The following is a 26,927-nucleotide window of genomic DNA, read 5'->3' as shown; positions in this document are numbered from 1 at the left end:
GAGAAGGACCCCGTGGAAACAACAGACGACCGGCTGCCCGACTTGATGCGGCGTGCCGCTGAGACCCTTGAGCCCCACTACCCCGATCTGGTGGAACGCGGGATGCGGCGAGGCGTCGTACGGCGGCGCCGGCGGCGGGTGCTGAGTGTCGCGGCGACCGCGGCCGCCGTGGCGATGACGGTCGGTGGGATCGCCGTCGTACAAGCGAACTTCGGGCCGCAGGCCGGTCAGCCGCCGGTCGCCGGGAACAGCACGCCCGAGCCATCGGCGCCTTCAGCTCCTTCAGCGCCGGGCGTCTCGGCGACGCCCGTTCCGCCGCCTCCGGCCAGCCCGGCCGAGACGCTGCGGACGCTGGACGGGCTGGTCCCGGGACTCACGACCTCGGGCGGGAGGACCTGGGGTGACGACTTCATCGGCGCCGGACTGTTCGTCGACGACGGCCAAGGCAAGGCGTGGCTCGAGGTGGGCATCCAGACGGTCAAGTACGACCCCAACTGCACCGACCAGCCGGAAAGCCAGAACTGCAAGGTGATGCCGGACGGGACCTTCTTCCGGTCGTACTCGGGCACGGACGCCGGGACCACCTACAACTCGGTGGTCCTCGAATACCCGGACCGGCGCGTCATCAGTCTGACCAGCACGAACAGCCTCGGCCTCAAGATGCCGCCTGTCCGTCCCGAGCCACCGCTGTCCATCGAGCAACTCAAGGAGATGGCCTACAGCGTCTCCTGGACGTTCCCTCCCGCCAACTACGGAAAGAATCTGAACCGATGATGCTCCGCAAGACCATACTGACCGCCGCCCTGGCTGGTGTCCTGATGGCACCGACCTTGACCGCTCAGGCCGCTCTGGCCTGGACCGTGACGCCCACGAAGTCGCAGCCGTCGATGCTGGACGACATCGACGCGAAGGGCGGTGAGACGTGGGCGGTCGGTAGCAACCTGATCGACTCCTACAGCGACACCCGGCCACTGGCGTTCCGCTGGAACGGCATCCGCTGGGTCGAGACACCGCAGCCGGTGCGCACGAACGCGACCCTGAACAGTGTCGCGGTGGCCGGTGCCAAGGAGGTCTGGGCGGTGGGCGAGGACCGCGCCGTACCGGAGCAGACCAAGCCGCTTGCGATGCGCTGGAACGGTACGGCGTGGAAGGTCGTTCCCGGACCGTCTGTGCCGGCTGGGTCCTTCAGCGACGTGACGATCGCTCCGGACGGGACTCCGTGGGCATCCGGTTGGGCGGACGTCGACGGTCGCGAACACGCAGTTGTCTACCGCTACACCAAGGGCACCTGGCAGCCGCTGACGGCCGGGCTGGAGGGTTCCATCAATGGCAACACGTTGACGGTGCTGTCCGCAACGGACGCCTGGCTGGGATTGAACGGCGGGATGGCGCACTTCGACGGGAAGACGTGGACGCTGGTCGACGACGTACCGACTGATGGTTCGCAGATCCCCACTGGGCTGATCGCCGTCGGTCCCAAGGACATCTGGGCCTCCGGGGTCGCGCACACCTCGAAGGGCGAGCGCCCATTGGTCCTGCACTACGACGGCAAGGCGTGGACCCAGGTCCCGACACCGCAGACGTCGTCGCAGTTGTACGACATCACCCTGCACAACAACCAGCCGATCGCGGTCGGCGAGAAGTTCACCACCTCCGGCGACATCATCACCGAGCACCCGTTCGTACTCACCCTCCAGAACGGCAAGTTCACCGAAACCACCAGCCCCGCCGCCAAGATCGGCACCCTCACCGGCGTCGAAGCGGCTGGCAGCCGCCTCTGGACCGTAGGCGCCCAACGCCAACCCGCCGCCGACCCCACCGCCCTCGCAGCCCGCACCAACTGACTACTTCCCCCCACCGGCCCGCCAGTCCCTCCGGACTGCCGGGCCGGTCCTCGTCGTGCCCGAACCCCCAGGCCATCACAATCACCCAACCACCTCACCTCCAAGCCTGCCCCCACCACGAAACCTCCATTTGTGATGGCCCCCAGGTCCGCCCCACCATTGCACCCACCCCGCTCCCACCCCCGCCCCACCACTGAACCCACCGTGCCACCCACCCCGCCCCGCGACTGAACCCACCGTGCTCGCGCACTGAACCCACTCAACGCGCCCACCGAGGCCCCGTTTCATCGACTGAACCGACTGTGCGCCCGGAAATCGAAGTCCAGCGACACACTCGCCCCACTCAAGCGACCGCAGCACGGTGAACCCAGTGGACGAGCGCACGCTGGGTTCACTGGGCGCCGGGCGGGTGGCACGGCGGGTTCAGTCGCGGGCGCACCGCGGGGGGCACGGTTGGTTCACTGGCGGGGCGGGGTGGGGCGGGGCGCGTTGGGTGGGTTCAGTGTGCGGAGGGCGGTGGGTTCGGTGGGTTGGCGGGGTGAGGGGTTTCTCTAGCTGGGGTGGGGTTTTCGGGCTAGGGCGGCGTAGGTGCCGGTGGCTAGGGCGGCGAGAGTTAGTACGGCGGCGCTCAGGGCCAGGGAGTGTTTGATGCCGATGGCGGCGCCGGTGAGGCCTACGGTGAGGCCGCTGCCGATGCGGAGGCCGCCCGAGGAGGTGTTGTAGAGGCCGATGATTCGGCCTCGGTCGGCGGGTGGGGCCTCCAGTTGGACGACGGTCTGCGAGATCGACATGGAGACGAAGTTCGCGACACCGCTGACGGCCAGGACCACCAGGGCGAGCACGTAGTTGCTGGTGATGGCGAAGACCACGATGCTGAGGCCGTAGAGGACGGTACCGACGACGGCGGTTCTGACGGTGGGGCGGAGCCAGCCGGTGGCTTCGATGACCAGGCCGCCGACGACGCCACCGAATCCGCTGGCGAACAGGAGAGCGCCGTACGTGAGTCCGGCGGAGCCTGCCCCGAGGTCCTCGGCGAACTCCGGCATCGCGGTTTGAATCGAGGCACCGACGAAGAACGAGCCCAGGCCGGCAAGCACGATCATGCCGGCGATGGTCGGACCGAGCGATGCGCCGCGGGCCGCGCGCAGGGCGGCGATGGGGCCGAGGCGTGCGCGGGAGACGACGCCTTCGCGGAGGTGGCCGGTGAAGCGGGTGCGGAACAGGAAGAGCGTCAGTGGCAGGTAGATGGCGATGTTCGCGAAGATGCCGCCGGTCGGTCCCAGCAGGAGCAGTAACAGCGAGCCGACGACCGGGCCGCACAAGACACCCAGACTCCGGAACGTCGCATTGAGGCGTACGGCGCTCGGTAGGTCATCACGGCCGACGAAGTCGTGCAGCATCATCTGCTCGGCCGGGCCCCACAGCGCGCCGGCGCAACCGTGCAGAACCAGCAGGACGCAGGCATGCCAGATCTGCAGCGAGTCGGTCAGGAAGAGCAGACCCCAGCAGAGCGAGACGAACATGAACAAGGCTTGCGCGGACTGAATGATCCGGCGGCAGTCGTACCGATCGGCGAGCGAGCCGGATAGCACCGAGAAGAGCAGGAACGGCAACCAGTGACTGATCACCTGGAAGCCGGCCAGCGCTGGTGAATGGAACTCCCGCCACAGCACCCAGTAGGTGATGACGTGCTCGACGTTGTCGCCCATCATCGCCAGCCCGGTCCCGAACAGGTACGGCCGCGCGTCGCGGTTGCGTAGCCCGGCGAAACGCGGCGACCGGGCGGGACCCGGCTGATGGTCGGTCGAGCCACAGGCCCGGCACATGGCATTCCTCCCCAGCTCAACGAGGCAGCGCACCTCGCCGTACCGAAGCTACCAGATTCGAGACACTATGTCTCGATATAACTATCCCAGACGTCCAGCGGCGGTTGCGGCGAAGTTCAGGCGGAGCCAGGCGGCGGGTTTCCCGGTGGCGAAGAAGCGGCCGCCGGGGCTGACGATGACGCCGGCTTGCCGTGCTTCGGCAGCGGCAACCGCATCGTCGGACGGCAGCCGCACCCAGAGGTAGAGACCGCCGGTCGGCACATGACTCACCCGCCAGTCCGGACGGGTATCGGAGAGCGCCGTGACGAGCGTGCCGCACCGATCTCGCAACGCCACCGCGAGACCACGCAGATGCCTGTCCCAGGCCGGCGGAACTTCGCGCAGTTCGACTTCGGCGACAAGAACGTCAACTGGTGTTTGCGATTGTCACCGCACTACTACAACACCGACGACGAGGTCGCCGCGGTCATCGCAGCCGTCGCTGAACTGCGAGCTTCTACTCGGCGGTGAAGACGACGTCGTGCAGGCCGGAGGAACCGTTCGGGCGGGGTGATGCCTGGTCGGCGGTCTGCACCTCGCCGTCGCCGTTGGTGGCGCGGACGGTGAGGCGGTGCATGCCGGGCGTTGCGTTCCAGCGGAAGGTCCATTGCCGCCAGGTGTCGATGGTGTCCTCGGCGGCGAGCTTGGCCGGTTGCCACTCGCCGTCGTCGACACGGACCTCGACCTTCTTGATCCCGCGCCGCTGAGCCCAGGCGACACCGGCGGCGACGGCGGGACCGGCCTTGATGGTGGACAGTCCCTTGGGGACGTCGACTCGGGAGGCGGTCTTGATCGGGGCTTCGACGGACCAGCCACGATCGGTCCAGTAGGCGCTGAAGTCCTGGAAGCGGGTGACCTCGAAGTCGACGATCCACTTGGTGGCGGACACGTAGCCGTACAGCCCTGGAACGACCATGCGCACCGGGAAGCCGTGCTCGAAGGGCAGCGGTTCACCGTTCATCGCGACGGCCAGGATCGCGTCGCGACCATCCGTGAGCGCGGACAATGGCGTACCGATGGTGAGGCCGTCGACGCTCGTCGACTTGACCGCGTCGGCTCCGGCGCGGACTCCGGCCTCGGCCAGGAGGTCAGCGACCGGTACGCCGATCCAGCGGGCGTTGCCGACGTACGGGCCGCCGACCTCGTTGGAGACGCAGGTCAGGGTGATGTCACGTTCGATCAGGCGGCGATCGACGAGGTCCGGAAGCGACAGGCGCAGTTCCTTGTCGACCATGCCGTGGATGCGCAGTTCCCAGTTATCGGGGTCGATGCGCGGGACCTCGAGGAGGGTGTCCACGCGGTAGAACTTCGCGTTCGGCGTCACGAACTTGGTCACCCCCGGTACGTCGACCTGGGCGGCCGCCGGGATCGCGGGAGCCGGATCGGCCGGCCGCGGTACCCGGAACTTCTCCCGCAACGCCTCACCAGCCCGGACCGGCAGCACCTTGGTCGCGGTCCAGCCCGCGGCACCGCCCACGGCCAGCGCGGACACCGTCACCAGAAAGCGACGCCGGTCGAATCCGGGCGGCTGCTTCTTCTGGGGCTCTTGCGGTTGAAATGCCCTTGTCACCAAGAACATCCCACCGGTTGCAACGAGCAACGTGACAACGGACGGCAGCACCCGATCCACCAGTCCGGACGCAGCCGACCGACTGAAGACCGCAAACCCCAGCCCCACCACCCCCAGCCCAGCCGCCAGTCCCACGGCAATCCGACGACCACCCCGACTACCGATCAGCCCGGCGACCCCGGCAACCACGACCAGCACCACACAGATACCAACCCGCAGAAGCGGCCGATCCGCCGTACCCAACTCACGAACCGCCCAGTCCTTCACCGGCCCCGGCGCCAGATCGATCACCTGCACCCCAACCGCATCCACCGGCCAAGGCCCACCCGTCACCGCCGCCACCAGATACCCCACCCCCAACGCAGCCCCCGCCGCCACCACCCCACCGACCACGCCCGCCGAACGCACCGCTCTCGTCGCCATGCCCTACCTTCGGCGCCGAAGGCCATTCGGATTGGTCGCGTGGTACGCGGACCGCCCCCACTCACCAACCTCGCGCAGCCGATGCAGTTCACGCTCAGCACCTGCCGCCCGACATGCCCAAAGGAGGGTTAGTGAGTGGCGCAGATCCGGGGATCAGGTGGTTGGGACCAGGTCGGTGATCGGGGCCGCGTGGGCCTCGGCGTAGCCGGCGGCGGCGAGGCGGTCGAGAGCGGCTTGCAGGACGGCGGTGTCTTCCAGGGTGCGAACCTCGGTGATCTTGCCCCAGCGCATCCGGATGAACTGGTTGACCACGTTCTGGTACCGCGTGCCGTCAGCGAGGCCGCAGTCGACGGTGACCGCCGTGGCCACCCGGGTGTTCCAGGGCCAGCCGGAGACCAGGATCTCGTCGACGGTGAACCGGGTGTCGGGCAGCAGCCGGAAGGCTCGTTGCCACCAGCGGCGCAAGGCCTCATGGGTACGGCGCTCGCCGGAGAGGGCGTGGTCGCCGTAGAAGCGGTAGGTGAAGGTCGGGGCCATGCCCTGGACCATGGCCTCCCAGTTGCCGGCGGTGATCTCGGCGAAGGCTTTGCGGACTTGGGCCGCTACGAATCGGTGATACATCGGTCGCTCCCTTGGCTCGACTGCTCACCAACCTACGGATAGTGCGTTCAATAACGCAACTGACTAGGATGCAGATCATGCGGAACACGTCGTTCGCCGAGTTTCACTGTTCGCTCGCGCAGTCGCTGGAGGTGATGGGCGACTGGTGGTCGCCGCTGATCCTGCGCGATCTCTACCTGGGACTGGATCGGTTCGACCAACTGGTCACCGACCTGGGCATCTCGCGGAATCTGCTCACCAACCGGCTCGAGACGATGGTCGACGCCGGGCTGATCGCACGGACGCCGTACCAGGACAACCCAGTGCGGTACCGGTACACGCTGGCCGAGGCCGGCCGCGAGCTCCTGCCGATCCTGATGGCGCTGACCGCGTGGGGCGACCGGTGGATGACTCCGGACGGCGGCCCGCCGATCCAGTTCACGCACACCACGTGCGGCCATCGGATGACACCGACGGTCGCCTGCTCCGAGTGCGGGGAACCACTCGACACCGAGCAGGTGAGACCCACGCCCGGCCCGGGCGGTCGCACAGCGCCGGGGACAGCGCTGATCGCCACGGTACTGCGCTAGATCCTGTACGCCATTGCTGCGAGCTGGACGAACGCGGGGATCAGCGGGTTGGTGTCGGTAGCCGACCAGGCGGCTACTACTGGGCTGGATGGGAGGTCGGTGACTGGTACGACGGCCAACTCGTCCGATAGGTGGTGGCCTAGTGGGGCTAGGCCGATGGTGCCGTTCCAGAGGACGGCTTGGATGCACTCCTGGACGGCTCGGACGATGGGGCCTTCGCGGGATTGGCCGCCGTTCCAGAAGGACTGCCAGAGCTGGTCGGTGCCGGGCGGGAACTGGAACCAGGCGCGGTCGGCCAGGTCGGCCAAGGTCAGGTGGGCGCTGGTGGCGAGGGGGTCGTCGGTGCGGAGTACGGCGCCTAGTGGGTCGGCGCGGAGTTCATGCAGGTTAAGGCCGGTTGGGTCGAAGGGCGCGCGAGTGATGGCGATGTCGACCAAGCCGGTGCGGAGGCCGCAGGTGGGGTCGGTGAGGTCGGCTTCGCGGATGGTGATGGTGACGGTCGGGTGCAGGCGGCGGTAGCTGTCGGCGAGGCGGGCGATGCCGGGGTCGGTGCTGTCGGCAAGGATTCCGACGGTGAGACTGGCTGCCGCGTTGACGCGGGCGCGGACCTGCTCGGATTGCTCCAGCAGGTTGCGGGCTTCGGTGAGGAGCGTGGCGCCGGCCGGGGTGAGCGAGACACCTGCGGCAGAGCGGTGCAGGAGCGTCGTACCGAGGTCGGCCTCGAGCTGACGGATCGCCCGGCTGAGTGGCGGCTGGCTCATGTGCAGGCGGTTCGCGGCCCGCCCGAAGTGGAGCTCTTCGGCGACCGCCACGAAGTAGCGCAGCAGTCGCAGGTCCATGACCAGCGATGATACCCAGCGGGTATCGGCGATGCGGAACAAGTCTTGGACGGCCCCGGTCGCACCGTCTGACGATCATCACATGGCTGACTACCCCTTCCCCGATCCGATCGTCGACACCTCGTCCGCTCAGGAGATCGCACGCGATCTGGTCGTGATCCCCAACCAGGACGTCGAGCTCGTCCCGAACATCGGCCTCATCGGCGGCTCCCAAGCGGTCCTCGTGGTCGACACCGGACTCGGTCCGCGCAACGCCGAGCAGGTGCTGAAGCTCGCCACCGAGTACGCCGCGGGCCGGCGGCTGTACTTGACCACGACCCACTTCCACCCGGAACACGCTTTCGGCGCACAGGCGTTCGCCGGGGAGGCGACGTACCTGGTGAACTCGGCCCAAGCGACCGATCTGGTCACCAAAGGGGACGGCTATCTCGCGATGTTCCGCCAGCTCGGTACGCCGGTCGCGCGCGAACTCGACGGTGTGGAGCTGCCGACGCCCGACCTGGTGTACGACGACACCCACGAACTCGACCTGGGCGGACGAGTGGTCCAGCTGCGACCGACCGGACGGGCCCACAGCCGTGGCGATCAGATCATCACCGTCGCGGGTGCCTCGGTCATGTTCACCGGTGATCTCGTCGAGACCGGGCAGTTCGCGATCTTCCCGTGGTTCCCGCCGCACGACACCGATGTCTCCGGCGTGCGCTGGATCAGGGTCATGGAGCAACTCACCGCGTCGAACCCGGAGATCGTCGTACCGGGCCATGGAAGTGTCGGCGACACTCGGCTGCTCGTCGACGTGCGCGACTACCTGATCGAACTGCGCGACGAGACCTGGGTACGCCGGGATTCGACACTGCCGGTGGAGACCATCGCCGAGGAGGTCCGGGCGCTGATGATCGAGCGGCACCCGGACTGGCGGCTCCCCGAGTGGATCGACCGCGGGGTTGGCTGCCTGTATTCGGAGTACTAGTTCTCCAGGGTGATCTCGGAGCAGGCGGTGAAGCGGAAGCTGTTGTCCGAGAGTCCGGCTTCGACGTGATTGTTGCGGATGGCAAGGTTGTGGACGCTCTTGGCCTCGACCAGCAGGCCGCCGTCGAAGGTGTTGTCCTCGATCCGGATGTTCTCGTGGACCGGGCCGCCGAGGACTGTGTTCTCCGGGTTGATCAGGATGCTGGCGTGGCCCGGGGCGGGGCGGCGGAAGGTGTTGCGGCGGATCGTGAGGTCGCGGACCGGGCCGGACTCGTACCAGCCGGAGGCGTCCGCGGTGATCAGGATCGCGGACATGTCCAGGCCGTCGAAGACGTTGTCCTCGATGACGGCCGGCCGGCGGGTGGAGACCAGGACCCCGCGGGTGGGGATGTTGCGGAACGTGTTCCCGGCAATGTGCACCGACGGTGTGTAGGTCGTGTTCTCGACCGCGAAGGCCTCCGGATCCGCGACGACCTCAGCGGGTACGTCGCGATCGAGTACGACGCTCATCGTCGTCAGCTCGCGTGAGTCTCGACCGGTCGGCCCGGTCACCGACATCACCGTCGCCTCGCCGACCGCCCGGAGACTGGCCCGGTTGACGATCTCGAGCTCGTCACCGACGGCGAACTGCGGGAAGCCCGCCGTCTCGTCATGCGCGTAGCGCAGCTGCAGTGTCCGCCCATCGATCTTGGTGATCGGGAGATACGTCCCGTGAACGTTGATGGCGTCGTCATGGGCACCGTCGAACGTGTTCCCGGTGATCGTCACGGTCCCCTTGACGCCCGACATCTGCACGAAGTCCGCAAAGGCTGCCGCGATCCGACCCGACGCCCGGTCAGTGACGAACTCATTGCCTGACACAACGATGTTCTCGCTGAACTGTCCAAGGATCCCGAACCCGTGCAGGTATCGCGCCTGCAACTCGGTCACCGCGACATCCCTCGACTGCCAGATGAATCCGGCCGCCGTGTCGCGGGTGACCTCGCGCAGCGAATAGACCATACCGAGCCCGTCCGGCGTCGCTTCGGAGCCGTAGTCGATCCGCAACCGCCGTTCGCCGACATCGGTGACCGACACCACGCCCTCGAACAACCATGCCGGCCGCCGGCTCGCCAGGCCCGCCACCGGGTCGAACACCTGCTGCCCGTTGGACAGTTCGTCCGACGAGTGCCGCCAGTACGGCTGACCGTCGTACGGGCTGGGCTCGGTCAGGAACGAGACCTGGCCGTCCTCGACGACGTACGGACTGCCTGCCGGGACGGAGACGATGCGATAGCCGGGGCCGGTCTCGATGACTGTCAGGTCGATGACGCGTGGGGCTGACTGGTCGAACTCGAAGTTCGTCAGGGTCACGTTGCTGGATCCGAGTACGGCGAAGAGGCCGAGCTGACCGTGCAGCTGGAACCGCGATCCCTGGCCGTCGATGGTCAGGTCGTCGATCCCCTCGACGTACAGGGCGAACCGCTTGAACCGGACCGCTGGATCGGCGCCGGCCGTGTTCGACAGGTACAGCTCGTGGGGGACGGCCTGATCCGGGTAGAACTGATAAGTCCCCGTCGGGAAGACCAACCGCCGTGGCCCTGAGAGGCCCTTCGCCGCCTCGAGCGCCTTCGCCACGGCCGCCATGCTGTCGGCACGCCCGGTCCGATCCGCCCCGAACTCCGTCACATCAAGCACGCTTGATCGTACATCATATAGGAAACTGTCGAAACCCAGTGGCTGCGCTTGACGGCCCAGCGGATACTCGTGGGATGTCGCGGTCCGAGGTCGTCCCCCTGCACCGGAATCGGCCTTTTGCGTTCTTCTGGTCCGCTCAACTGCTCTCGAACGCCGGTACGCAGGTCAGCGAGCTCGCGATCCCACTGATCGCCGTACTGACGCTGTCCGCCGGGCCGACCGCCATGGGGGTGCTGACCGCACTAGAGTCGCTGCCGAGCTTGCTGCTTGCGCTCTTCCTCGGTGTGTACGTCGACCGGCTCCGGCGCGGGCGGTTGCTGTTCTGGTCGAACATCGGCCAGGGGGTTCTGATCGGCACCATTCCGGTGGCGGCTGCCTTCGGATTGCTCACGATGGCGCAGCTCTACGTGGTGACGTTTGCCGTCGGCACGCTGGCGCTCGCTTATGGGCTGGCGCACACGGCCTATGTCCCCGCGTTGGTCACCGACCGCCGGCAGCTCACCGCGGCGAACAGCAGCATCGCGTTGACCGACTCGGTCACCGCGGTTGCCGGTCCTGGACTCGGTGGCGTGCTGGTTCAGTTGCTCACGGCACCTATTGCGATCGCCGTCGACGCCGCGTCCTTCCTGGTGGCCGCCGTACTGCAAGCCGCCGGCCGCGGGCCGGATCCACTACCGCCCGCCGAGAAGGACCGCTTCGGACTGTCCATCCGGGCCGGCTTCGCCGCCTTCCGGCGCCAACCCGGAATCGTCGCCATCACCATCGGCAAAGGCAGCGCCGACTTCTTCCACTGGGGTGTCCTCGCCCTCTACGTCCTGTACGCCGTTCGCGAGCTCGGACTGTCCCCCGCCGCCATCGGCGCCATCGCGGTCATCGGTTCGCTCGGCCCGCTCCTGGCCGGCCTCATCACGACCCCCATCACCCGCCGCTTCAAGCCCGCCTGGACCGCCGTCATCGCCGCGGTCCTCGTGGGCGGCGGCATCCTCATCCCCTTCGCCAACGGCCCCGACCTCCTGGTGATCGCCGTCATCGGCCTAGGGCAGTTCCTCCTCGGCCTGGGCGTCGTCCACCTGATCATCATCCGGGCCACCATGCTCCAACACACGGTGGAACCCAGCCTGCTGGGCCGCGTAGGTTCCGTCATCCGCCTCATCGAATGGGGCACCGGCCCCATCGGCGGCCTCACCGGCGGCCTCCTGGGCGCCGCCATCGGCCTCCGCCCAGCCCTCATCCTCCTCACCGCCGGCACCCTCACCGGCATCCCCTGGATAGCCACCGCCGCCGCCCGAGGCCACCTCACCCCACCGACCGACGCTAAGAACATCAGGTAGTCGTCTACGCACCCAACCGGGCCGCCAGCCCCGTCGCAGCTCGGGTTCTGCCAGTTCGTGCAAATCTGGGGAGGGGGGTCCCGCTGGGTCGGTCGGGCGGTCATTGTTGATGGGGCGACCACCACGGTCAGTGCGACTTCAGTGAGGACTGCCCTATGCGAAGAGTTCGCTTTGCCATGCCCATTTTGGTGTCGGCAGCGCTGCTGCTCGGTGCCACCGGCGTACCATCCGTTGCCGCCGAGCCTCCGGCCCCGCCGGCGGTTGCCGGCAATCTGACACCGATCGAAGAGCTGCCGGTGCTCGATGCGGCTGATCAGGCCGAGAAGGCCGCCGCGAAGTATGCGGGGTCGTACGCCGGCGCGCACTGGGACGCGGCGGCGAAGGTGCTGTACATCAACCTCGTGCAGCCCAAGGCGAAACAGGCTGACCACCGTCAAGAACTGCAGGCCGAGATCAGCGGCCGGCTGGCCGGCTCCACGGTGACGACCAGGTATCGGTCGGTGCCGCTGAGCCTGGATGAGCAGAACGCGCTCATCACCAGGTTCATGCAGGAGCGGGCCAAGTGGGGCGGCAAGGCCGCCGTCGACAACGTCCTCAGTGGATCCGTCGACGAGCTGACCGGCCGCATCAAGGCGCACGCTCTGACCGGCGCCGGTCCCTTGCAGGCCGCCGCCCGCAAGCACTTCGGCAACATCGTCGACATCACGCCCGGCGCAGCCCCGGAGGCACAGTCGCGCTACGCCAACAGTGGGTCGTACGTCGGTGGCATGGCTTTGTGGCACAGCGCGGACGGCTCCCGTGCTGTGGGCACCGCGAAGTGCACGGCGGGATTCAACTGGATTCGTCATTCGGACGGGCTGGGATACGTGAGCACGGCCGGTCACTGTGCGGCCGTCAGCGACAGCATCTTCCAGGTGGCCCGAGATCAGCGCGTCGGATACATCGGCGCCAAGTACCTCAACGACCACGAGTATGTCGATTTCGCGTTGGTCAGGATCACGTCCGGCGTCGGCGTCCTTCCGATTGTCTATGTGGGCGGTGCGGAGACCACCAGCTCCCGTGACGTCATTGGGATCGACACCGGCACGGTGACGGGCGTGAAGGTGTGCTCGAGTGGAGCGATCACCGGCCTGGTCTGTGGCACGATCGCAACCCGCACCAGCTCGGTCGTGGTCGACGGAACCCTTCTCAACCGGCAGACGTGTGTGATCGCCGACGCCGGTCTGACCCGGCAGGGTGATTCAGGTGCACCCTGGATCACGACGTACTCGCCTCAGGCCGCGAAGGCCTGGGGACAGCACACCGGGACCGTGGACTGCGCCGGCAACGACAACGTCGACATGGTGTTCAGCACCGTCCAGAACATCTCCGCACGTGCGGGCGTCACGCTGATGATCAAGTGACTCCGGGCCGGCCGGAGCGGGGCGGTGCTCCGGCCGGCCCGAAGTCGGCTCAGTAGCCCGTGGTGGGGATCCACCAAGACGGGGCGGCGTTGATGGGGTGGTAGGTGGAGGGGCGGTAGGTGGCTGGGGTTTGGGTGAGGTTCTCGGCTAGTTGTTCGCGGAGGCGGTTGGTGGCGAAGGCGCCTACTACGTTCATCTGGGCGTCTCGGTAGTGGCGTTCTACTTCGTGGCCTTGGGTTACGCCGGTGGCGCCGTGGATCTGGACGGCGCGTTGGGTGATTTCCACGGCTAGTTCGGTGGCGTAGACCTTGAGCATGCCGATGAGGTCTTTGGCGGAGTGGCCGGCTACGCGTTCGGTGGCGGCTCGGAGGGCTAGGACGCGGGCGGCGTCGAGTTGGGCTCGCGAGTCGGCCAGTTGGGCTTGGACGCCTTCCATGTGGGCCAGGGGGCGGCCGAAGGAGATGCGTTGTTGGGCGTGCCGGACCGAGGCGGCCAGTGCGGATTCGGCGGTGGCGATGGCGGCGATGGAGACCAGGAGCCAGCCCCAGGTCATGCCTTCGGCGAGTTCGGTGAAGGGGACGGGGATGACGTTGGCTTCGTCGACGTGGGCGTCGGTGTAGACGATGCCGCCCCAGGGCATGCCGCGGAGACCCATGTGCGGGATGTCGTAGCGGCGGACGCCGGGCTGGTCGAGTTCGACGAAGGCCAGGCACCATTCGGGACCGTCGTCGACCACTTCGCGGCGGGCGAGGGTGACGGCCAGGTCGGCGCGCGGGGCGTTGGTGATGCGGGACTTCTCGCCGCTGATGGTGAACCCGTCGCCAGTACGGCGGACCAGCGTTTGATAGGTGGATGCGTCACTCCCAGCCGCCGTCTCGACAATCGCGAACGCCGCCAACCGCTCGCCACTGACGAGGGAGCGAACCAGATCGTGGTGTTTCTCGTTGCCATAGGTCCGCAGCAGATTGCCGCAGAGCAACGCAGAGACGGTGGCCGACCAATACGTGCCGGAGCACGCGCGGGCCAGCGCTTCCATGGCTGCGAACTGTGCCGCCGCATCCCCTCCGGTGCCACCGAGTTCAGTGGGATGGAAGACGCCGAAGTAGCCGCTGGCTACGAGTTCCTGCCAGTTCTCGGTCGGGATGGTGCCGGTGGCGTCGACCTGAGCGGCCCGGCCGGCGATTCCGTCATAGGTAGTAGTCATGATCAGTCCTCAAACATCGACGCAGCGATCACGGGGCGCAGAACTTCGGCGCCACCGCCGGACGAGACAAAGAAGCGGGCATCGCGGTACGCACGGTCGACCAGGTCATCACCCACCGGACCGGCGAGCTCGGCCGCGCCCGAGGTGACAGCCCGAACGGCGGTCGTCGCGAACAGGCGAGCAGACGCGGCGTCCTGGTAGGTGGTCGGCGTGGAATCGTCCAGACCGGCAGCGACCTGAGCGAGTTGTCCGGCGACAAGTTCGTTCTGGATGTTCAGGTCTGCGAGCGTGAAGCGGGCGGACTGGGAGTCCAGGAGTTGCGCACCATGGAGCACGCGAGTGCGGGTGGCGGCGAGCGACCCGGTCGCCAGGGCACGGAGGATGCCGAGCCACGCGGCACTGACGAAGATCCAGTCCAGCGTCGCCAGGAGCGGCTCGACCTCAGTGGCGGCGCCGCCGACCGAGCCGAGGACGGCCTCGGCCGGCACTTGGCAGTTGTCGAGGACGATTCGGCCCCACGGGCAGGTGCGGAGTGCGGCCGGAGCGATCTCCTCGACCTCCAGACCAGGAGTGTCCGCGTCGACCAAGAACGCCGTCCGCGAGCCAGTGCTGTGCTCGGCGATGACCAGGAAGTGATGAGCTTTGGGGCCTAGAGCAACCAAATCCAGCGCCCCGGAGAGCAACCAGTCCGGACCGGAAGCGCGAGCCGTCACGGTAGCGGGACCGCCGGAGGTCTGCAGCAGCGACAGTCCGCCGATCCAATCACCCGCCGCAATCGCCGGCAGGTAGCGATCCCGCTGCGCGGACGTACCGAAGGTCCGCAGCGGCACAGTCACCAGCACTGCATGCGTTGTCACGGCCAGAGCAAGCCCAGGATCCTGCGAACCCTCCCCCAACGCAGTCAGCAACGCACACGTCTGTACGGCGGTCAGCCCGCCACCGAAAGTGCCCGGAACCGTCAGGGCCTTGAACAGGGTCTCGTCCCACTCGCGGTGCCGATCGCGGGTGGCCGCGGTCGGCCGGGCGAGGTGGCCGGCCAGCTGCCGGACCTGCTCGGCCACCGAACCGGCACGGTCACCGCTGGCACCAGGGAATTTCGGAAGCACGCTGAATCCCTTCCCTTCACAAACGCAGGCAGGATGATTTCAGGAAACGTATCCGTGATTCCCCAGCAGATCCGGAATCGTCACAGAAAACCACCGCTCGGCAGATTTCGACACGCACGCTCGCGCAGCCTCACAAGGCTCCACAATCCTTGACACAGACCTGCTTGCCCCGCCTGTCCCGGGCGCCGCAAGGTGGTGAACAGCTCGCGAAGCCGCCCCGCTCTCACGCTGTCGGGGCTGCCCCGCGGCCGGAAATCCGCCACCCAGCCAAAGGGAGCACAAACGCAATGGAACCAGCGGTAAGCACCGACGACGGGCAGCAAATCCGGCCCCGATTGTCCGACGCCACGTTGCGGGATTCGGCGCATATGGCCGGCGTCGAATTCGGCCCGCAGGATGCGGCAGTCATCGCCGACTTGCTGGTGAAGACCGGCATCGAGCTGGTCGAGGTCGGGATGATCTCGGGCCCGAACAGCAAGGACGCGGACCTGATCGAGGCCACCCACGGGGCGATCGGGCCCGAGCGCAGCATGTCGCTCGTCGTGGTCCGGGACCGCCAGCAGGTCGCCACCGCCCTGGACGAGGCGCAGCGGCTCGGCGTCCACCACATCATGTACTCGATCCCGACCTCCGAGCAGCACGCCAAGCTCAAGCTCGGATCACCCAGCCCGCGCTTCCTCGAGGCGCTGGCGAAGTCCGCCATCACACAGGCCAAGGACCGTGGGTTCCACGTCACCTTCAGCGGTGAGGACGGTGCCCGCACGCCCAAGGAGCGCTTGGTTCCTTATGTCACAGCCGGTTTCGCGGTCGGCGCCGACCGGTTCCGGGTGGCCGAGACGGTCGCCTACCTGTCGCCGTGGCAGATGCAGGACCAGATCGCGAGCCTCACCGAGATCGACGGTGCCGAGATCGAGATCCACTCGCACAACATGCTGGGCATGGCCGTGGCGAACTCGCTCGCCGCGGTCCGGGCCGGCGCCCAGTGGATCTCCGCGACCGTCGGCGGCATCGGCGAGCGGGGCGGCAACGCACCCCTCGCTGAGCTGCTGATGGCACTCCGCATCGTGTACGGCGACGACCGCTTCGACCTGTCGCACCTGACCGAGCTGTCCAGGGTCGCGCTGCGCGGCGCAGGCCTCGGTACGGCGTTCCAGTCGGGCCCGACCTCGCCGAACGCCTTCGCCTACGAATTGCCGGGGCAGCTCACCAATCCGGAGGCCTACGAAACCCTTCCGGCGGAATTGGTCGGCAATTCCCGGGAACTCCTGGTCCGTACCCGTCTGACTCCCGCCTTGGTCAAATGGGCGCTCAACGATTCCGGCCTGACGGTCGATGTCGACGAATTCACCCCGTGGCTCATCAATCGGCAGGAAGAAACCGGCCGAAACCTCCTGGACCGGGACGGTATCCGCAAGGCCGCCGTCGATTTCCAGTCCGCCTGAAATCTTCCTACTCATCTATTGGAGTTCACCAAATGTCCACCGCCACCCTTTCCGGTGTCTGCCCCGAGTGTGAGACCGACCTGACCGTTCCCCCGCTCGTGCAGGGGGAGACCTTCTCCTGCCCCGAGTGCATGCTGACGCTGCGCGTCGAGGGCATCGACGACGGCCACCTGCGCCTGTCGATGGTCGAGGTGCAGTTGCGCGACTGGGGTCAGTGAGATGCCCACAAAGTCCATCGCGATCGTCGCGGACCGGATCGCCTGGGAGGAGCGGCAGCTGATCCAGGCCGGACCCGAGCTGGGTCTGTCCGTCGAGTGGATCAACGACGAGTCGCTCTGCCTGGGCAATCCGGACGCCTCGGCGCTGGCCGGCTTCGACGCCGTACTGCTGCGCAGCCGGAGCTACACCCGGGGTGGCCTGATCGCCACCCTGGCCGAGGAGTCCGGCACCCGGGTGATCAACTCGGCGCACGCCATCAACCTCTGCGAGAACAAGGCCGTCCTCCGGACCGCACTGCGACAAGCAGGCATCCCGGTCCCGGACTTCCGGATGGTGTTCTCGCGCTCCGACTTCACCAAGGCACTCACGGAGTTCGCGCTGCCCGTCGTCCTCAAGCCCGTGTACGGCGGGATGGGCAAGCGGGTCACGTTGATCCGCGAATCCGATCTCGCCCACTCCGTCTACGACTACGTCGAGGACCTCGGCCACGCGTTCGAGCAGGCCTGCCTGGTCGAACCGTTCCTGGCCGGCGGCGCCTCCGTGCGCTGCCTGGTCGTCGGCAACGAGCTGGTCGGTGTCGCCGAGTTCAGCACCGGCGGCGAGGACTGGCGTAACAACGCCGCCCTCGGCAACACCAGTCACGCCGCAGCGGACGACCCGTACGTCGCCAAGATCGTCAGCGGTGTCCTCGACGTCCTCGGCCCCGGCATCTACGGCGTCGACCTCTTCCGTACGCCGAAGGGCTACGTGGTGAACGAGGTCAACCACGCACCGGGCTTCCGGGGCGTCGCCACCGCGACCGGGGTCGACGTGGCAGTGGCCATCGGCAACTATCTCGAGGAGGTGCTCGGATGATCCGGGCCGGAATCGTCGGTGCCTCCGGGCTGGCCGGCGGCGACCTGATCCGACTGATCGTCCAGCATCCCGAGCTGGAGCTCACGTTCCTCGGCGGCTCGTCGGCGATAGGCCGCCGCCCTGCCGAGCTGCACCCTGGGCTGCGGATGGACCTCGGCCTGACGGTCCAACCAGTCACCGAAGACATCGCGGACAAGGTCGATGTGTTGTTCCTGGCCACCCCCGCGCCGGTGTCGGCGGACCTGACCAATCTCCTGGCTGACAAGGGACCGACGATCATCGACCTCAGCGGCGCCTTCCGGATCCGCACCACCGAGCTCCACGACCGCTGGTACCCGAAGGTCAACCGCAGCACCGAGCTCGCCGACCGCTTCGTGTACGGCGTCCCCGAGCTCATCGCCGACCAGTTGCCGCAAGCAAGCTTGATCTCGTTGCCAGGCTGCTATGCCACCTCCATCACCCTGGCCCTGGCCCCGCTCACCCTCGAGCTCGGTCTGGACCTCAAGACGGTCGTGATCGACGGCAAGAGCGGTTCCTCCGGTGGTGGTCTGTCGATGCGCAAGACAGACCTGCATCCGCTCCGCAACGGCGCGATCGCCCCGTACTCCCCCACCGGCCACCGCCATGCCGGTGAGGTCCGGGACTTCTTCGAACGCGCCAAGCCCGGAACCATCGGTTCGCTGTCGATGTCGGCGTACGGCGTCTCGCACGTGCGCGGGCTGATGACGAGCAACTACGTCTTCACCGACGCCGAGGTCAACCAGAAGGACCTGCATCGGGCGTACACCCGCTTCTACAAGGGCAAGCAGTTCGTCCGCGTCCGGCGGCACAACGAGACGCTGATTCCGGTCCCGGATCCGCAGGCCGTACTGGGTTCCAACTACTGCGACGTGACCGTCCTGTACGACGAGGAGTCCCAGCGGATCGTGGCTCTCGCAGCGCTCGACAACCTGGTCAAGGGTGCTGCCGGACAAGCGATCCAGGCCGCCAACCTACGGTTCGGCCTCCCCGAGGAGAGCGGGCTGACGATGCAGCCGGTGATGCCCGCATGAGCCCGCTAGTGGTCAAACTCGGAGGCAGCTGCCTCGACGACCTGGCCGGCGACTGGTGGAACGACTTGGCTGTGCACGCGGCGGAGCATCCCGTCGTACTGGTGCACGGCTGGTCGAAACCGCTCAAGCAGCTCAGCTCGCGCTACAGCGACCCGTCCGCGATCCTGCGGGACCGCTACGGCAACCAGAGCCGCTGGACCACCACCGAGGTGATCGAGGACATCAAGACGGTCAGCACGGTGATGGCCGATGACGTCGCCACCAGGTTGGAGTATCGCGGCATCACACTCGAGCGGAGGCTCGGCAGCGACGGTCTCGTGTACGCCGGGCCGGGCGAGCGCTGGTGGTGGCAGGGCAAGCAGTTGGTGGAACTGGAGAACCTGGTCGGCCCGATCACCAAGGTCGACCCGACGGTGCTCAAGAACCTCCGGCCCGGCCACGTCTATCTGGTGACTCCACTGGCCAGGAACGAAGCCGGCCAACAGGTCAACACCGATGCCGACCGCGCGGCTGCGGCCATCGCGGGTGCCATCGGAGCCACCAACCTCGTTCTGGTCACCGATGTGGCGCATTTGCTGATCGACGACCAGCCGGTCTCCCGGATCGACGCCGACGCCGCTGCGGCCTTCCGCGACAAGGGAGCGACCGGAGGCATGCGCAAGAAGCTGCGTGCCGCCGGCGAGGCCTTGGAGCAGGGCGTGGCCGAGGTCGTCATCGGCAGCGCCCCGGTCTCCGATCTGCTGGCCGGCCGGACCGGAACCGTGATCACGAGAGCGAAGGAGCAATGACCGTGGCGCAACCCCGCGTACTGGTCGTCAACAACAAGACCCTGTCGCTTCCCCAGCTGCGCAAGCGGTTCGAGGACTTCGGCGCGGCGACCGACGTCGTCGCGAGTACCGAAGTACCGGCGAAGCTGAACGGCAGCCACCAGGCGATCGTGCTGAGCGGTACCAAGGTCCGGGCCTACGACACCGAGTACTACAAGCCGCTGATCGATCTGGTGATGACGTCGGACGTCCCGGTCTTCGGGATCTGCGGCGGTATGCAGATCATCGCTGTCTCCCAGGGCGCGGAGCTGGCCGAAGGTGAGCAGCGGGTCGGCGGGCACGAGGCTGAGGTGGACAAGAGCGAGGCGCTGTTCACCTTCGTGAAGCCGACAGTCACGGTCTTCCACCGGCACACCCTCTACCTGCAGGCCGCACCCGCCGGCTTCCGGTCGATCGGGCGTTCCGAGCACGCCCCGGTCGAGTTCCTGCGCTCCGACGACGGCCGGATCTTCGGATCCCAGGCCCACCTGGAGTTCCGCGACGACGGCCGCGAGATCCTCCGCGGTTTCGCCCAGCTCTTCCTCTGAAAGGAACCCTGCAATGACTGAGCACGACAAGCCCGCCCTGACCGTGCACCTGAACGGCGCCGGCGGCGACCTCAAGGGCTGGGTCGTCATCGACTCCCTGTACGACGGCCTCGGAATGGGCGGCACCCGGATGACCCCGGGGGTCACCGAGGCGGAGGTTGCGGGGCTGGCCCGCGACATGACCCACAAGTTCACCCTGGCCGGGCTGCCGATCGGCGGCGCGAAGGCCGGGATCGTCTCCGACGGTACCGACCGGGAGACGACGTTCAGGACCTTCGGCCGGATCGTGAAACCCTTGCTGCACGGCGGAATCCACCTCGGCATCGACATGGGCGTGACCCCGGCCGACCGGGCGATCTTCTTCGAGGAGGCGAAGTACGATCCGCGCTACCGGCTCGGTGCTCCGGACATGCCGATCGACTGGCGGACGTACTACGAGCCGCTGATCGACTGCACCGGGCACGGTGTCGGCGTGGCTGCCTTGACCGCCCTGGAGGCGAGTCAGCGCGGCCAGGCGCGAGTCGTCGTCCAGGGATTTGGGGCGGTCGGTCGGGCTGTCGCGAAGTTCCTGGAGCAGCGCGGGCACGTGATTGTCGGCGTCGCCGATATCGACGGCACGATCAGCGCGAACCGGCTGCCGGTCGACGACCTGATCGCGATCACCGACGAGTTCGGCCGCATCGACCGGACCCGGCTGCCGGACGGCGTGCACCAGAGCAGTGGTTCGGACGCTTGGCTGGATGTCGATGCGGACCTGTTGATCCTCGCGGCCCAGAAGCGCGCGCTGAACGCAGAGAACGTGCACCGGCTGCGGGCCGAACTCGTTGTCGAGGGCGCCAATATCGCCTCTACCTCCGAGGCCCAGGAGAAGGCGCGCGCGGCCGGCGCCGTACTGGTTCCGGGCGTGATCGCGAACATCGGAGGCGCCGCGTCGGCAGCCCTCGCCGTCACCCGCGTCGTCCCGTTCGACCTCGAGGCCGAGGCTCGGAAGGCGTGGGTCTTCGACTGGGTCGGCAACCGGGTGAAGCTCAACACCCAGGCCCTGCTGGAGATTGCCCAGGCCGGCGCGGGCGACCCGCTGCCCGAGCTCCTCGCCGTACGACGTGCGGAGCGCGGCCGATGACTGCGGAGTACCGGCGTCGTGGCTGGTGGCGGGATGACACCTTCCTCGACGACCTGCGCAGGCAGGCCCGGGAGCGGCCCCGCAAACTCGCCATCGCCGGACGCCGTCTCGAAGAGGCTCACACCGACACGCTGGACTACTCGGAGCTGTCCACGCTGACGGATCGGTTCGCCGGAGCCCTTCTTCAGCTGGGGGTTGAGCGCGGCGACACCGTCGCGGTGCAGCTGCCGAACCGGTGGGAGATCGTGCCGCTGATGTTCGCCACGATGGCGGCCGGCGCGGTCATCGTTCCGATAGCACCCGAGTGTCAAGGCGACGAGCTGCATCATCGGCTCGCGCTGACCGAGGCCAAGATCTGCATCACCATTCCGGAGCTGGCGGCCGACGTACGGACGATGCAGGACGAGCTCCCGCTGGAGCACCTGATCGTGGTTGGCACTCCTGAGTTCCACGACCACTTCGTCTGCACGCGGTGGGAGGACACAGTCGATCTGACCGGTCGGCAGCTGCGGCCGGACGATCCCTTCGTGGTGCTGTTCACCTCCGGTACGACGGGATTCTCCAAGGGCGTTGTGCACAGTCAGAACACCGTGCATTCCGGCGTACGGGGTTATGTGGACGCGTTCATGCTCAGCGATGACCTGGTCGTCGCGAACACGACACCGCTGGTGCACTACTCGGGCTTCGGCCAGGGCGTGCTCGCCAGCGTCTTGCTCGGCGGGACGGTCGCCTTCCAGGACGGTCCCGACAAAGCCGGCCTGCTGGACCTCGTGGAGCGCTATCGCGCCACACTTCTGTACGGTCCCCCTCCAACCCTCAGCGGTGTTGCACGGGTCCAGCAGGCCGATCCCCACGACGTCTCCAGCCTTCAGCACACGGTCACCGGCGCGGCGCCGGTGCTGCAGGGACTCGTCGACGAGATGCGATCGACGTTCGGGTCGCGGACCTATTCGGTCTGGGGGATGTCGGAGTTCGGGCCGATCACGATCACTCGGCTCGACTACGACCAGGACTGGGCCGCGCACAGTCACGGCCGGCCGATCGACTCGATGGAGATTCGCGTCGACCTTTGCCACGACCCGTCGAAGCGTGCTCCCGTCGGCCGGCTGCGGGTCCGGGGAGCATCCCAGGCGCTGGGGTATTTCAAGCAGCAGGACGTGTTCGACGCCGAGGTGTCCGAGGACGGCTGGTTCGACACCGGTGACGTGGCGCGCGAGGACGGGCGCGGCGGGATCCGGATCCTCGGCCGGGCCAAGGACACCATCGTGCGGGACGGCATCGTCGTACCGATGGCCGAGCTGGAAGCCGTCATCTCCCAGCACCCGAAGGTCACCGAGGCTGCCCTCGTCGGTACCACCGGCTCCACAGACGACCCGATCCTGGCGGTTGCCGTTGCTCAAGGCAACACTCGGCCGACCCTTCAGGAGATCCACACCCACCTGCGGTCTGCCGGTCAGGACGAGCGGTTCTACCCGGAGCGACTGGAGGTTGTCGACGTACTGCCGAAAACCCTTACTGGCAAGGTGCGCAAGGTCGAACTCCGAAAGCTCTACGCATGAGAATGTCGGCGACGCTGGCCGCCGACGAGGAATTCGAGCGTCGGCGGCTGGCCGGGGAGCAGGTCTTATTCCTGGCCACCGGCGAGATCGGGCTGCCGGTGCTGCCGGAGTTGCGTGAGCACCTGATCGCGGCGGCCGGCCGGAACGCGTACGGGCCCGTGGCCGGTTCGGCCGAGCTGCGGTTGGCGGCTGCGGGCTACTGGAGTCGTCGCGGCCTGCCGACCGATCCGGCCGACGTGGTCTGCGGTCCGGGCACGAAGCCGTTGCTGTTCGCGCTGATGCTCGCAGTCGGCGGTGATGTCGTCGTAGCGGTGCCGACCTGGGTGAGCTACGCCGCGCAGGCTCAGCTCGCCGGCTTGCGGTCGATCCCGGTACGGACGCGCCCCGGGGAAGGCGGCGTACCAGATCCGACCGAGCTCCGGGCCGCAGTGCACACGGCTCGCAGGGCGGGAGGGAATCCGCGCAGTGTCGTGGTGACACTGCCGGACAATCCGACCGGCACGATCGCCAAGCCGGAGACAGTCCGCGAGCTCGCCGAGGTGGCGCGCGAACTGGACCTGGTGATCATCTCCGACGAGATCTACTGCGACCTGGCCTATGCACCCGTCGTCTCCCCAGCGATCTACGCACCGGAACGTACCGTCGTCACCACTGGCCTGACCAAGAACCTGGCCGTCGGCGGCTGGCGCCTCGGCGTAGCCCGGCTACCAACCAATGAACTCCGCACCCAACTCATCGGAATCGCAAGCCAGGTCTGGTCCAGTACGGCGGCTCCCGTCCAGGCGGCGGCTGCGTACGCCTTGGCCGAACCGCCAGAGGTGATCCGGCGAGTAGCCGCATCACGCCGCCTGCACGAACGCGTCGTACGGGAAGTCGCCGGAGTCTTCACCACAATCGGCGCCGACCTCTCACCGGTCCAGGCGACCTGTTACCTCTACCCCGACTTCGAGCCGCTTCGCGGACAGCTCGGTGTCACCGGCAGCGGCGAACTCACGCAACTGCTCAGCAACCGGTACGGCGTCGCCCTGCTCCCCGGCACGGCGTTCGGCGAACCCCAGCACGCACTGCGGATCCGGGCCGCGACCAGCCGCCTGTACGGCGAGACCGACGCCGAGCGTTCAGCCGCCCTCTCAGCGCCCGATCCACTCACCCTGCCCTGGATCAAGGCGTCCATCGACCGCCTGACCGAAGTCCTGACCCAACTACTCAAGGAGAGCAATGTCCACCGTCATCTTCGAAGTTGAGTTCCGCGGCCGCCGCTACGCGGGGGTGGGCTTGCCGACCGACGCGCCGGTCACCCTGTTCCCGGTGGCCGAGGACCAGCTGCGGAACGCCGTACTGGCCGGTGGCGGCACGCAGGCGCTGCTGGACTCGCTGACCTCCGGAACCGACACGATCACGGTCGCGGCCGACGACCCGGAGATCCACTTCCTGCCGCCGCTGCTGCCGGCCTCGAACAACTCGCTCGTCACCGGGTTCATGGGCACGCACCGCTCGAAGTTCCCGGCACCGCCCGCTCCGGACGAGGAGTTCAAGGCACCGAACTGGCTGATCAAGGGGTTCGGTTCCTGGCTGGAGACCAACGGCAAACCGCTGACCGTCCCATCGACCTCGATCGAGTTGCTAGAGGAGCCCGAGGTCGGGCTGGTCTTCGTCAACGACGAGTTCGGCAACCCGCATTACGCCGGCTACACGTTCGGCAACGACCTGAACGACATCGGGCTGCATCTGCAGAACCCGTGGGGATGGACGCCGTACGCGAAACTCTGTGACACCTCGCTGACGCCGTGGCTGTTCCTCGGCGAACCGCCGACCACTGTCACCGGGCAGATCATCATCGAGCGCGACGGCGAGGTCGCCTGGAAGGGCGACTTCTCGGCCGGCGCGGACTCGATCTTCCAGCGCGTGCCGGACATGGTCGACAACCTCTTCTCCTACGCCGGGATGCGGCGGCCCGGCCTGGTGAACTACCTGCTCCTCGGGTCGGACAAGGCCAGCTGGCACGCGGGCTTCCGGATCGCCGACGGCGACCGGATCGTCTTCGACATCGCCAGCCACGGTGTCGTGCTGGCGAACGACGTCGTGTACGCCGGTCAGGCGGAGACGGCGGCCTCGGCCGAGTTCGGGGTCTGGGGGGCGCCCTCTGCCTGAGCCTCCCGGACCGCGACCAGGTACTCCGAGATGGCATCGCGGTTGCGCTCGAGGAAACGGATGCGCTCGGTCATCCGGTCCCGCTCGCCTTCGAGGAGCGCGACCGTCTCCTCGGTGGGTGCGGAGATCCGGATCGCCCGCGGCGAGTCCATACACGGCAGGACCTCCCGGATGACCCGGGTCGGCAGTCCGGCGTCCAGCAGGCCGCGGATCTGGATCACCTTGTCCACACAGGACTCGGCGTAGTCCCGGTAGCCGTTGGCGGACCGCTGCGAGCCGATCAGGCCCTGCTCCTCGTAGTAGCGCAACAGCCGCCGGGACGTCCCGGTCCGCTCCGCCAGAGTTCCGATCCGCATGTGGTGCACCTCACATGTCCAAAGACCTTGACCTGCACATCAATGAGAAGGTTTGAGTATATCTCCCATGGCTGCTTCCCAGACTGAGATCTCCCCACCGCCCGTCGGGGGCGGGAACAACAAGCTCCCCTGGTCACCCCTGCTGGCGCTGAGCACCGCGGCGTTCGTCGGCATCCTGACCGAGGCCCTACCCGCCGGTGTCCTGCCCGAGATGGCCCGCGACCTGTCGGTCAGCGAGTCCGCGGCAGGCCAGTCGCTGACGATTTATGCTATCGCGACCGGCCTCTCGGCGATCCCGTTGTCCGTGGCGACCGCCACCTGGAACCGCAAGAAACTGCTGCTGCTCGCGGTCGCGATGATCGGTCTTGCGAACATCGTCACCGCGGTCTCCTCCAGCTACATCCTGACCATGGGCTTCCGCCTGCTGGCCGGTATCGCGGCGGCCGCGGTCTGGGCCGAGCTGGTCGGCTACGCCCGCCGGTTGGCACCGCCGCACCTGCAAGGGCGAGCCATCTCGATCACCATGGCCGGCGTCCCCCTCGCGCTGGCCCTGGGTATCCCGGTCGGCACGTTCCTCGGCAACCTCTTCGGCTGGCGACTCACCTTCGGCATCGTGGCCGCACTCTCGGTCCTGCTGCTGGCGTGGATGGGACTGTCGGTACCGTCCACACCGGGCCAGCCGGTCGGGCAGCGCGAGCCCATCTTCAAGGCACTCAAGCTTCCGGGCGTCGTCGCCGTACTGTTCACGGTCGCGGCCTGGGTGCTTGCCCACAACATCCTTTACACCTACATCTCGACCTTCCTCGACGAGTACCACATGGGCGGACGGCGCGACGTCGTACTGCTGGTCTTCGGGATCGCCTCGGTCGTCAGCATCGTGGTCACCGGTGCCCTGGTCGACCGCAAGCTGCGCGGTCTGACCATCGGCTCCGCGGCGATGTTCGTGCTGGCGGCAGCCATGCTCGGCGTCGCACCGACCAGCGATCTCGTGGTGTACGCGGCCATGATCATCTGGGGCCTGAGCTGGGGTGGCGTCACGACGCTGCTGCAGACGGCCGTCACCGACGCCGGTGGCGATCGGGGGCAGGCTCTCCTGGTGACCACGTGGAACTCGTTCATGGCCGGCGGCGGCGCTGTCGGCGGCATCCTGCTCGCGGTCCTCGGCCCGGCATCGTTCCCCTGGGGCGTGCTGGTGCTGGTCGTCCCCGTGCTGCTGGTTGCCGTCCTCGCCCGCAAGCACGGCTTCCCGAGCCGGCGACCAAACGCAGCCTGATCGCCGAAGAGTGCCCGGGGGGGGCGGGGGGGGGCCCCGCCCCCCATGTACCCGGGGCGGATAAAAAAAAAAGAACCCCCCACACCAAATAAAAAACAGGGATGGGGGGGGGTGGGTGTTAT

Annotated in this window: 27 protein-coding genes; 18 read left to right on the top strand and 9 right to left on the bottom strand. The window is 67.6% G+C overall.

What is annotated here, in order from left to right:
• Positions 1-12: 12 nt before the first annotated feature.
• On the top strand, positions 13-774 hold the full coding sequence (locus tag ACFCV3_RS10080; protein ID WP_376028254.1) for a hypothetical protein: 762 nt from the start codon (positions 13-15) through the stop codon (positions 772-774).
• Positions 771-1,844 carry a hypothetical protein gene (locus ACFCV3_RS10075; protein WP_376028252.1) on the top strand — a complete coding sequence of 358 codons (1,074 nt, stop codon included), beginning with the start codon at positions 771-773 and terminating at the stop codon, positions 1,842-1,844. The genes ACFCV3_RS10080 and ACFCV3_RS10075 overlap by 4 nt, the downstream gene beginning before the upstream one ends.
• A gap of 551 nt (positions 1,845-2,395) precedes the next feature.
• On the opposite strand, the gene ACFCV3_RS10070 is transcribed toward ACFCV3_RS10075, so the two are convergent.
• Together ACFCV3_RS10070 and ACFCV3_RS10065 are read right to left on the bottom strand one after the other, a co-directional pair.
• Entirely contained in the window at positions 2,396-3,670 is a 1,275-nt protein-coding gene (locus ACFCV3_RS10070; protein ID WP_376028249.1) for an MFS transporter, read from the bottom strand.
• Positions 3,671-3,751: 81 nt separating this feature from the next.
• A complete protein-coding gene (locus tag ACFCV3_RS10065) occupies positions 3,752-4,006 on the bottom strand; it encodes a hypothetical protein (RefSeq protein ID WP_376028248.1) in 255 nt (84 codons plus the stop codon).
• Positions 4,007-4,021: 15 nt separating this feature from the next.
• Between ACFCV3_RS10065 and ACFCV3_RS10060 the strand changes: the two genes are divergently transcribed.
• Positions 4,022-4,180, top strand: coding sequence for a hypothetical protein (locus ACFCV3_RS10060; RefSeq protein ID WP_376028246.1), 159 nt, complete (start codon positions 4,022-4,024; stop codon positions 4,178-4,180).
• Here ACFCV3_RS10060 and ACFCV3_RS10055 read toward each other — a convergent pair.
• Positions 4,167-5,702, bottom strand: coding sequence for a molybdopterin-dependent oxidoreductase (locus ACFCV3_RS10055; RefSeq protein WP_376028244.1), 1,536 nt, complete (start codon positions 5,700-5,702; stop codon positions 4,167-4,169). The genes ACFCV3_RS10060 and ACFCV3_RS10055 overlap by 14 nt on opposite strands.
• A 153-nt stretch (positions 5,703-5,855) precedes the next feature.
• Positions 5,856-6,323, bottom strand: coding sequence for a nuclear transport factor 2 family protein (locus ACFCV3_RS10050; RefSeq protein ID WP_376028243.1), 468 nt, complete (start codon positions 6,321-6,323; stop codon positions 5,856-5,858).
• 77 nt (positions 6,324-6,400) lie between these two features.
• Between ACFCV3_RS10050 and ACFCV3_RS10045 the strand changes: the two genes are divergently transcribed.
• Complete coding sequence (locus tag ACFCV3_RS10045) at positions 6,401-6,892, top strand: winged helix-turn-helix transcriptional regulator (protein ID WP_376028241.1); 492 nt, start codon at positions 6,401-6,403, stop codon at positions 6,890-6,892.
• Here the strand turns inward: ACFCV3_RS10045 and ACFCV3_RS10040 are convergent.
• Positions 6,889-7,731 (bottom strand): LysR family transcriptional regulator, encoded by an 843-nt coding sequence (locus tag ACFCV3_RS10040; RefSeq protein WP_376028238.1) that lies wholly within the window; start codon positions 7,729-7,731, stop codon positions 6,889-6,891. The genes ACFCV3_RS10045 and ACFCV3_RS10040 overlap by 4 nt on opposite strands.
• Positions 7,732-7,813: 82 nt before the next feature.
• Here ACFCV3_RS10040 and ACFCV3_RS10035 point away from each other — a divergent pair, with 82 nt between their 5' ends.
• Complete coding sequence (locus ACFCV3_RS10035) at positions 7,814-8,701, top strand: MBL fold metallo-hydrolase (RefSeq protein ID WP_376028236.1); 888 nt, start codon at positions 7,814-7,816, stop codon at positions 8,699-8,701.
• Here ACFCV3_RS10035 and ACFCV3_RS10030 read toward each other — a convergent pair.
• Positions 8,698-10,368, bottom strand: coding sequence for a right-handed parallel beta-helix repeat-containing protein (locus tag ACFCV3_RS10030; RefSeq protein ID WP_376028235.1), 1,671 nt, complete (start codon positions 10,366-10,368; stop codon positions 8,698-8,700). The genes ACFCV3_RS10035 and ACFCV3_RS10030 overlap by 4 nt on opposite strands.
• An 83-nt stretch (positions 10,369-10,451) precedes the next feature.
• On the opposite strand from ACFCV3_RS10030, the gene ACFCV3_RS10025 reads away from it, so the two are divergent.
• Together ACFCV3_RS10025 and ACFCV3_RS10020 are read left to right on the top strand one after the other, a co-directional pair.
• Positions 10,452-11,708, top strand: coding sequence for an MFS transporter (locus tag ACFCV3_RS10025; protein ID WP_376028234.1), 1,257 nt, complete (start codon positions 10,452-10,454; stop codon positions 11,706-11,708).
• Between the two features lie 176 nt (positions 11,709-11,884).
• Positions 11,885-13,111 carry a hypothetical protein gene (locus tag ACFCV3_RS10020; RefSeq protein ID WP_376028232.1) on the top strand — a complete coding sequence of 409 codons (1,227 nt, stop codon included), beginning with the start codon at positions 11,885-11,887 and terminating at the stop codon, positions 13,109-13,111.
• A 49-nt stretch (positions 13,112-13,160) separates the two neighbouring features.
• Here the strand turns inward: ACFCV3_RS10020 and ACFCV3_RS10015 are convergent, their stop codons facing one another.
• Positions 13,161-14,315 (bottom strand): acyl-CoA dehydrogenase family protein, encoded by a 1,155-nt coding sequence (locus tag ACFCV3_RS10015; protein ID WP_376028230.1) that lies wholly within the window; start codon positions 14,313-14,315, stop codon positions 13,161-13,163.
• A 2-nt stretch (positions 14,316-14,317) separates the two neighbouring features.
• A complete protein-coding gene (locus tag ACFCV3_RS10010; protein WP_376028227.1) occupies positions 14,318-15,421 on the bottom strand; it encodes an acyl-CoA dehydrogenase family protein in 1,104 nt (367 codons plus the stop codon).
• 287 nt (positions 15,422-15,708) lie between these two features.
• Between ACFCV3_RS10010 and ACFCV3_RS10005 the strand changes: the two genes are divergently transcribed.
• Genes ACFCV3_RS10005 through ACFCV3_RS09960 form a run of 10 tightly spaced genes read left to right on the top strand, consistent with a single transcriptional unit; the run spans position 15,709 to position 25,176 of the window.
• Positions 15,709-16,863 carry a hypothetical protein gene (locus ACFCV3_RS10005; protein WP_376028225.1) on the top strand — a complete coding sequence of 385 codons (1,155 nt, stop codon included), beginning with the start codon at positions 15,709-15,711 and terminating at the stop codon, positions 16,861-16,863.
• A gap of 32 nt (positions 16,864-16,895) precedes the next feature.
• Entirely contained in the window at positions 16,896-17,081 is a 186-nt protein-coding gene (locus ACFCV3_RS10000; protein ID WP_376028222.1) for a hypothetical protein, read from the top strand.
• A 1-nt stretch (position 17,082) separates the two neighbouring features.
• Positions 17,083-17,937: a RimK family alpha-L-glutamate ligase gene (locus ACFCV3_RS09995; protein ID WP_376028219.1), complete on the top strand. Its 855-nt coding sequence runs from the start codon at positions 17,083-17,085 to the stop codon at positions 17,935-17,937.
• Positions 17,934-18,989, top strand: coding sequence for an N-acetyl-gamma-glutamyl-phosphate reductase (argC, locus tag ACFCV3_RS09990; RefSeq protein WP_376028216.1), 1,056 nt, complete (start codon positions 17,934-17,936; stop codon positions 18,987-18,989). Before ACFCV3_RS09995 ends, argC begins: the two co-directional genes overlap by 4 nt.
• Complete coding sequence (locus ACFCV3_RS09985; protein ID WP_376028213.1) at positions 18,986-19,777, top strand: hypothetical protein; 792 nt, start codon at positions 18,986-18,988, stop codon at positions 19,775-19,777. Before argC ends, ACFCV3_RS09985 begins: the two co-directional genes overlap by 4 nt.
• 2 nt (positions 19,778-19,779) lie before the next feature.
• Positions 19,780-20,343, top strand: a complete 564-nt coding sequence (locus ACFCV3_RS09980) for a gamma-glutamyl-gamma-aminobutyrate hydrolase family protein (RefSeq protein WP_376028211.1) — start codon at positions 19,780-19,782, stop codon at positions 20,341-20,343.
• Between the two features lie 13 nt (positions 20,344-20,356).
• Positions 20,357-21,466 (top strand): Glu/Leu/Phe/Val dehydrogenase dimerization domain-containing protein, encoded by a 1,110-nt coding sequence (locus tag ACFCV3_RS09975; protein ID WP_376028209.1) that lies wholly within the window; start codon positions 20,357-20,359, stop codon positions 21,464-21,466.
• Positions 21,463-23,025, top strand: a complete 1,563-nt coding sequence (locus ACFCV3_RS09970) for an AMP-binding protein (RefSeq protein ID WP_376028206.1) — start codon at positions 21,463-21,465, stop codon at positions 23,023-23,025. The genes ACFCV3_RS09975 and ACFCV3_RS09970 overlap by 4 nt, the downstream gene beginning before the upstream one ends.
• Positions 23,022-24,269 (top strand): pyridoxal phosphate-dependent aminotransferase, encoded by a 1,248-nt coding sequence (locus tag ACFCV3_RS09965; RefSeq protein ID WP_376028205.1) that lies wholly within the window; start codon positions 23,022-23,024, stop codon positions 24,267-24,269. Before ACFCV3_RS09970 ends, ACFCV3_RS09965 begins: the two co-directional genes overlap by 4 nt.
• On the top strand, positions 24,244-25,176 hold the full coding sequence (locus ACFCV3_RS09960) for a hypothetical protein (protein ID WP_376028203.1): 933 nt from the start codon (positions 24,244-24,246) through the stop codon (positions 25,174-25,176). The genes ACFCV3_RS09965 and ACFCV3_RS09960 overlap by 26 nt, the downstream gene beginning before the upstream one ends.
• Here the strand turns inward: ACFCV3_RS09960 and ACFCV3_RS09955 are convergent.
• Entirely contained in the window at positions 25,119-25,532 is a 414-nt protein-coding gene (locus ACFCV3_RS09955; RefSeq protein WP_376028202.1) for a MerR family transcriptional regulator, read from the bottom strand. The two genes, ACFCV3_RS09960 and ACFCV3_RS09955, sit on opposite strands and share 58 nt — an antisense overlap.
• A 67-nt stretch (positions 25,533-25,599) precedes the next feature.
• Here ACFCV3_RS09955 and ACFCV3_RS09950 point away from each other — a divergent pair, with 67 nt between their 5' ends.
• Complete coding sequence (locus tag ACFCV3_RS09950) at positions 25,600-26,805, top strand: MFS transporter (protein ID WP_376028199.1); 1,206 nt, start codon at positions 25,600-25,602, stop codon at positions 26,803-26,805.
• The last annotated feature ends 122 nt before the right edge of the window (positions 26,806-26,927 follow it).

The sequence above is a fragment of the Kribbella sp. NPDC056345 genome, from assembly GCF_042262745.1.
Lineage (GTDB): Bacteria > Actinomycetota > Actinomycetes > Propionibacteriales > Kribbellaceae > Kribbella.
Note: the sequence above shows the minus strand (reverse complement) of the source record. Positions and strands in the feature narration are given on the sequence as shown.